This window comes from Parolsenella sp. (assembly GCF_982402205.1).
Window position 1 is genome coordinate 1 of the sequence record NZ_CEVYAT010000091.1, and the last position, 6,328, is coordinate 6,328.

Below are 6,328 nucleotides of genomic sequence, written 5' to 3' on the forward strand. Positions count from 1 at the left end.
GCCGAGCACTTCGCCAAGCCCGCGGGCGTTCCCGTGACGCTCGTCGGCGTGAAGCGCGCTGCTCTCGCCCACGCCGAGAACGTTGCGCTCGACGACGAGGCGCACCCGAGCCTCGACGTCGTATTCGACCAGGCCCTGGGCGGCGTCGCCGCCGGTACGCGCATGCACGTGGCCCTGTCGCTCACGGGCGCCCAGGTCGTGCCCGACCTGCTGCTTGCCCTGGGCCTTGCCTGCGGCATGGGCGTGGAGCTCGACGCGGCCATCGAGGCGCTCGAGAAGCTTGCGCCCACGCACATGCGCCAGGAGGTCGTGCGCGCTGCCTGCGGCTGCCGCGTCATCGACGATTCCTACAACGCGAGCCCCGACTCCACTGCCGCGGCCCTCAATGCCCTGTGCTCGATGCAGGTGGCGCCCGGTGGCCGTCGCGTGGCGATCCTGGGCGAGATCGGCGAGCTGGGCGCCGAGGAGGAGCGCCTCCACGAGCTCGTTGGCGCCTACGCCGCGGCCAAGCCGCTCGACCTGCTCGTCATCGTGGGCACCCAGCGCGCCAATCACATGGAGAGCGCCGCGCGCCTCATGGGCTTCTCGGAGGACAAGCTCGTGCGCGTGGCCGACGTCGAGGAGCTCGCGCGCGTCATGGGCCCCGTGCTCGAGAAGGACGACCTCGTGCTCGTGAAGGCGTCTCGTGCGGCCTACCTCGACAGATTCGTTAAGGCGGTGATGGGCTAACATGCTTAGCTCCCTGTTTGCCGGGTCTCAGTACCCCACCTACCTCGTGTTCGTCGCGGTCTTCGTCGCTGGCCTCATCACGGCTGCGATCATGCCCGCGTTCATCCGCGTCATGCGCAAGGACGGCATTGGCCAGCAGGTCCGCGCCGACGGCCCGCAGACGCACCTTGTGAAGCAGGGCACGCCCACCATGGGCGGCGTCATCATGCTCGTGGGCATCATGCTCACCGTGCTGCTGCTCGCCCGCTGGACGCCCGACCTCATCCTGTGCGTCGTCGCGACCATCGCCACGGGTCTGCTGGGCCTTCTCGATGACATCGAGAGCGTGAGCCACGGCCGCTCGTTGGGCCTCACGCCCTCGCAGAAGATGGCCGGCCTCATCGTCATCTCGGTGGCGTTCTGCCTGTTCGCGGTCAACTGGGTGGGCATCGCGCCCACGGTTACCTTCCCGGGCGGCCTCGTGATCGACCTGGGCGTGCTCACGAGCACCATCGCCGGCGTGCAGGTGCCCTGGCTCTACGTCCTCTTCGTGTTCCTGCTGCTTGCGGGTCTGTCAAACGCTGTGAACCTCACCGACGGCCTCGACGGCCTGGCAGGTGGCACGGTCATGGTGGTCATGCTCGCCATGGCGATGGTGGCCTTCTCGTACGACGAGATCAACCTCGCGGTGTTTGCCGGCGCGTGCGCCGGTGCCTGCGTGGGCTTTCTGTGGCACAACTGCTACCCGGCATCGATCTTCATGGGCGACACGGGCTCGCTCGCGCTGGGCGCGGGCTTCGCGGCGCTGGCCGTGCTCACCAAGACCGAGGTGACCTCGCTCGTGATGGGCGGCCTGTTCATTTGCGAGGCCCTGAGCGTCATGCTGCAGGTCATCTCGTTCAAGACCACGGGCAAGCGTATCTTCCTCATGGCGCCGCTCCACCACCACTTCGAGAAGAAGGGCTGGAGCGAGACCAAGGTGGTCATCCGCTTCTGGATTGTGAGCGCGATGTTCGCGGCCGTGGGCTTTGCCCTGTACTTCCAGCTTCGCTAGCGACTAGGGGCGCCGCCGCACGCGGCGCTTTGTCATGGGTGCCGCGCGTGCGTCGCGGCGCCCATACGTGTTTTTTGAGGGGGCATCTTTGTGATGGCAAACGTTGATGATCGCGTCTGGGGAGACGTGCTGGTCCTGGGCCTGGGCAAGACGGGCGAGGCGGTCGCGGACTGCCTGCTTGACGAGCGCCAGGAGGGTCGCGTGACGTCGGTCACCGTCTATGGCGGCCTCAAGAGCAAGCCGGGTGAGGCGACCCGCGCCCTCGAGAGCGCGGGCGCGCGCGTGGTGTGCGGCACCGAGGACGTCGAGGGCCGCTACGACGTTGCCGTGGTGAGCCCCGGCATCTCCGAGTTCAGTGACTTCTTCGCGAGCGCCGCCGCCCACGCCACCGAGGTCATCGGCGAGCCCGAGCTCGCCTGGCGCGAGAGTCCCGAGCGCTGGGTGGGCATCACCGGCACCAACGGCAAGACCACCACGACCACCCTCACGCGCGACCTGCTGCGCGCCGGCGGCTGCGCCGCCGAGGCCGTGGGCAACATCGGCACCATGGCGATTGGCGAGGTCTGCCGCCGCGCCCCGGGCGAGTGGCTCGTGGCCGAGCTCTCGAGCTTCCAGCTGGCCACGACGCGCTACCTGCACCCGCACGTGGCGGTGCTGCTCAACGTCACGCCCGATCACCTCTCCTGGCACAAGACGATGGAGAACTACGCCGCCGCCAAGGAGAAGGTCTTCGCGAACCTCGAGCCCGGCGACCTCGCCGTGGTCTCGACGGGCGACGACTGGTGCCGCGCTATCATCGGGCGCCTCGAGGCCCGGGACTTACGCGTCTGCCACCTGTTGCCTGCGGGCGAGGCGCCTGCCGCAGACGCTCCCCACGCCGCCTGGCAGCGCAGCGACGGCATGCTCGTCGTGCGCGTCGATGGCGTCGACACCGAGCTCGTACACGCCGCCGACCTGCAGATTCATGGTAGCCACAACGTCGAGAATGCCCTGGCTGCCTCGGCGGCCGCCCTTGCCTGCGGCGTCGACGTCGCCGACGTCCGCGCGGGACTTACCGCCTTCAGCCCGCTCGAGCACCGCATCGAGCCTTGCGGCAGCGCGGCTGGCATCAGCTTCGTGAACGACTCCAAGGCCACGAACACCGACGCGGTCTCCAAGGCTCTCACGGCCTTCGCCCCGGGTACCGTCGTGATCTTGCTGGGTGGCCACGACAAGGGCACCGAGCTCGAGGACATGGCGGCAGACGTCGCGGCAGACGCCCGCGTGGCCGTCTGCTTTGGCGAGGCCGGCGAGCGCATTGCCACCGCTCTCGAGGCACAGGGCGGCACGCTGCAGGTTCTTCGCGCCCAGCACCTTGAGGACGCCCTCGACGCCGGCATCGCCGCCGCGCGCCCCGGCGACACGGTGCTGCTCTCGCCCGCGTGCTCGTCGTTCGACGAGTTCGGTGGCTACGAGGAGCGCGGCCGCGTCTTCAAGCAGCTCGTGGCGCAGCGCATCTCCCAGATGGGGGAGAAGTAAGTGGCAGATCGCACCATCACCCGACCCACAACCAGCGAGGGCGCGGCCGAGCGTCCGTCCTCCCGCGAGCGCGCCCGCGCCGCCGCCCGCAGCCGTGCCGAGGCCAGCCGTGGCAACCTCGAGCGCGCCATCATGGGCGTCCCCGCGCGCATCATGCGTCCGCGCCTGCTGCTCATCGGTGTCACCGTGCTGCTCGTCTGCTTTGGCCTCGTCATGATCTACTCCGCTAGCTCGGTCGAGGCGCTGAGCGAGCAGGGCAGCGCCAACTACTACGTCATCCGCCAGTTCGCTTTCATCATTGGTGGCGCCATCCTGGCCTTCGCTGCGGCCAAGATCGACTATCACACGCTCTGCAAGCCCACCTGGCTCATGGTCATTGGCTTGGGTGTCTGTGTCATGCTGCTCGTGGTGCGCGTCGCGGGCTCCACTGCTGGCGGCGCCACGCGCTGGCTCGCCATCGGCCCGTTTCGCCTGCAGCCGTCCGAGTTCGCCAAGGCATCGGTGCTGCTTGCCACGGCGTCCATTGCCAATGGGTGGCTGTGCGAGCAGCGTATGGAGCTCAAGGAGCTTGTCGTCAGCGGCTGCCTGTTCCTGGGCCTGCCCCTCGTGCTCATCCTGTTCCAGCCCGACAAGGGCAGCACGATGATCATCTGCGCCATGATCTTTGTCGTGGCCTACTACGCAGGGCTCGACCGTAGGCTCGTGCGCAGCTTCCTGATCTTTGTTGTTGCCGTTGGCCTCGTCCTCGCCCTCAAGGACGACTACTCGCGCCAGCGCATCATCACAATGTTCAACCCCGAGGCAGACGAGTGGGACAGTGGCTACCAGCTCACGCGCGGCTTCTACGCGTTTGCGTCGGGCGGCATCAAGGGCGTGGGGCTGGGCATGAGCCGCATGAAGTACAGCTACCTGCCCGAGGCCCACAACGACTTCATCTTTGCCATCGTGGGAGAGGAGCTGGGTCTTCTTGGCACGCTCTTCGTGCTGGCGATGTTTGCCTTCCTTGCCTACCAGGCGTTCGAGATCTCGCGAAACGCGTCTGACAACGAGGGCCGCCTGCTGGCGATTGGCGCCGCCACCCTGCTGCTGGCGCAGCTCTTCCTCAACGTCTTTGGCGTGCTGGGGCTGTTTCCGTTGTCGGGCAAGCCGCTGCCGTTCATCAGCTACGGTGGCTCGTCAATCATGAGCTGCCTTATCTTGGTGGGGCTCATCGTGAACGTATCGATTCACTCCAAGCTGCCCGAGACTGCCTATGACCGCAACCGCGCCCGCATGAGGCTCGCCGACGATCAGGACACGGGCGTGAGCGAGCCGCACACACACCTGCGCGGGGCCTATGCGGCGCGGACGCTGCCCGCTGGTGGCGTCGCCTCGGCCCGTCGCGACGAGGCGACGGTGCGCGAGCGCCCGCGTACCGCGTCGACCCCGCTGGCAAGCGCGAGCGAGGCCCGCAGCTCGCTGCGTGTGGTCGACGGCGGCGGTGGGCGCGAGAGGATCGACCTGGGGCCCGACGCCCGCGACCGCCTGCGCGGCGGCAACGGTGGCCCCACCGTGAGGACGTCTGAGGGTCGCGGTAGTGCGGTGCCCCGCTCGCGCGAGGGCGGGCGCGGGGGCTCGCGCGGCCGCAACCAGAGAAGGAGATAGCCATGACCCGTACGCTCGAGGTTGCCATCGCCGCAGGTGGCACGGCTGGTCACATCAACCCGGCGCTGGCGCTTGCCGAGGAGCTTCGCGACCGCGGCCACCACGTGACGTTCTACGGGCGCCCCTCCAAGCTCGAGGGCACGCTCGTTCCGGCTGCCGGCTTTGAACTGGTGGAGGCCGACGTCACGGGATTTGACCGCTCGAAGCCCTGGACGGCCGTGACGGCGCTGGCCCGCGTGGCGAGCGCCAAGAGGGCGCTGGGCAAGCGCTTCTCGGCCGGCAAGGCGCCTGACGTGGCGATTGGCTTTGGCGCCTATGTCGAGGTCCCGCTGCTGGGCTGGTGCAAGGGGCATGGCGTGCCCTACCTTCTGCACGAGCAGAACTCGGTGCCGGGCCTTGCCAACAAGATGATGGCCGACCACGCGAGGCGCGCCTGCATCTCGGTGCCGGCGGCCGAGAAGGTCTTTGCGCGCGAGGGCGACGCTGCCCACGTGGAGCTCACGGGCAATCCCGTGAGGCGCAGCGTCTTGGCTGGCAGCAGGGCTGCGGGCCGTGCGGCGCTGGGTGTGCCCGAGGATGCGACGATGCTGCTCGTGTTTGGCGGGTCGCTGGGCGCGCGCTCAATCAATGCCGCGATGGGCGCGCTCAAGGAGCGGCTGCTTGCGGTGCCGGGCCTGCACGTGGTGCAGTCGACCGGCAAGGGCGGCTACGAGGAGGCGGCCGAGGCCCTGGCGCTGACCGACGAGGAGGCCAGCCGCTGGCACCTCGAGAGCTACATCGACAACATGGGCGACGTGCTTGCGGCGGCAGACTTGGTTCTGAGCCGCGCCGGCGCGAGCTCGATTGCCGAGATCGCGGCGCTGGGCGTGCCGAGCGTGCTCGTGCCGTACCCGTTCGCCACGGCCGACCATCAGACCACGAACGCGCGCTACCTCACGGATGCGGGTGCGGCCGTGCTGTTCGCCGATGACGCGCTGGGCGAGCCCGCGTTTGGCGACAAGCTGCTCGAGCTTGTGTGCGATGCGGACGAGCGTGGCAAGTTGCGCGCCGCCGCGGCGGGCCTTGCGCAGGATAAGGCGGCCGCCAAGCTTGCCGACGCCGTCGAGCAGGTGGCAGGGGAGTAGGGCTCGCAAGCCGCGAGTTCTTATCGAGTATCGATTGATTCGCGCGAGACGGGTGGCTATCTGCCGCCCGTCTCGCGCTGTTTGCTTGGGCGATGATCATCGGTTTTGGCATTCGACGCGGCTCCTGCACTTAAATCGACGACGTGCGTCCTCGGGGGACGTTGAGCTCCCGGCGCTGCACATTAATCGCTCTCGTGCATCCTGACCGCGCTGGCCGCAATCCTGACGTTGCACCCAATTAGGCTTCGTGTATTCCGCAAGAACGCACGAAGCCGTATTA

At 68.2% G+C, this 6,328-nt stretch carries 5 protein-coding genes; all 5 read left to right on the forward strand.

The features are described from left to right. Positions 1-729 (forward strand): glutamate ligase domain-containing protein (locus AC1VTH_RS05725; protein ID WP_481335187.1); only part of this gene is annotated, 729 nt, incomplete at its 5' end. A gap of 1 nt (position 730) precedes the next feature. After that, positions 731-1,762, forward strand: coding sequence for a phospho-N-acetylmuramoyl-pentapeptide-transferase (mraY, locus tag AC1VTH_RS05730; protein ID WP_293673729.1), 1,032 nt, complete (start codon positions 731-733; stop codon positions 1,760-1,762). A gap of 93 nt (positions 1,763-1,855) precedes the next feature. After that, positions 1,856-3,280: a UDP-N-acetylmuramoyl-L-alanine--D-glutamate ligase gene (gene murD / locus AC1VTH_RS05735; RefSeq protein ID WP_481335189.1), complete on the forward strand. Its 1,425-nt coding sequence runs from the start codon at positions 1,856-1,858 to the stop codon at positions 3,278-3,280. Continuing rightward, positions 3,281-4,924 carry an FtsW/RodA/SpoVE family cell cycle protein gene (locus AC1VTH_RS05740; protein WP_481335191.1) on the forward strand — a complete coding sequence of 548 codons (1,644 nt, stop codon included), beginning with the start codon at positions 3,281-3,283 and terminating at the stop codon, positions 4,922-4,924. Positions 4,925-4,926: 2 nt separating this feature from the next. Further along, positions 4,927-6,048 (forward strand): UDP-N-acetylglucosamine--N-acetylmuramyl-(pentapeptide) pyrophosphoryl-undecaprenol N-acetylglucosamine transferase, encoded by a 1,122-nt coding sequence (locus AC1VTH_RS05745; protein ID WP_481335192.1) that lies wholly within the window; start codon positions 4,927-4,929, stop codon positions 6,046-6,048. The last annotated feature ends 280 nt before the right edge of the window (positions 6,049-6,328 follow it).

Coding starts and splice junctions, on each gene's coding strand:
- mraY (WP_293673729.1), top strand. CDS start 731: ATGCTTAGCTCCCTGTTTGCCGGGTCTCAGTACCCCACCTACCTCGTG.
- murD (WP_481335189.1), top strand. CDS start 1,856: ATGGCAAACGTTGATGATCGCGTCTGGGGAGACGTGCTGGTCCTGGGC.
- AC1VTH_RS05745 (WP_481335192.1), top strand. CDS start 4,927: ATGACCCGTACGCTCGAGGTTGCCATCGCCGCAGGTGGCACGGCTGGT.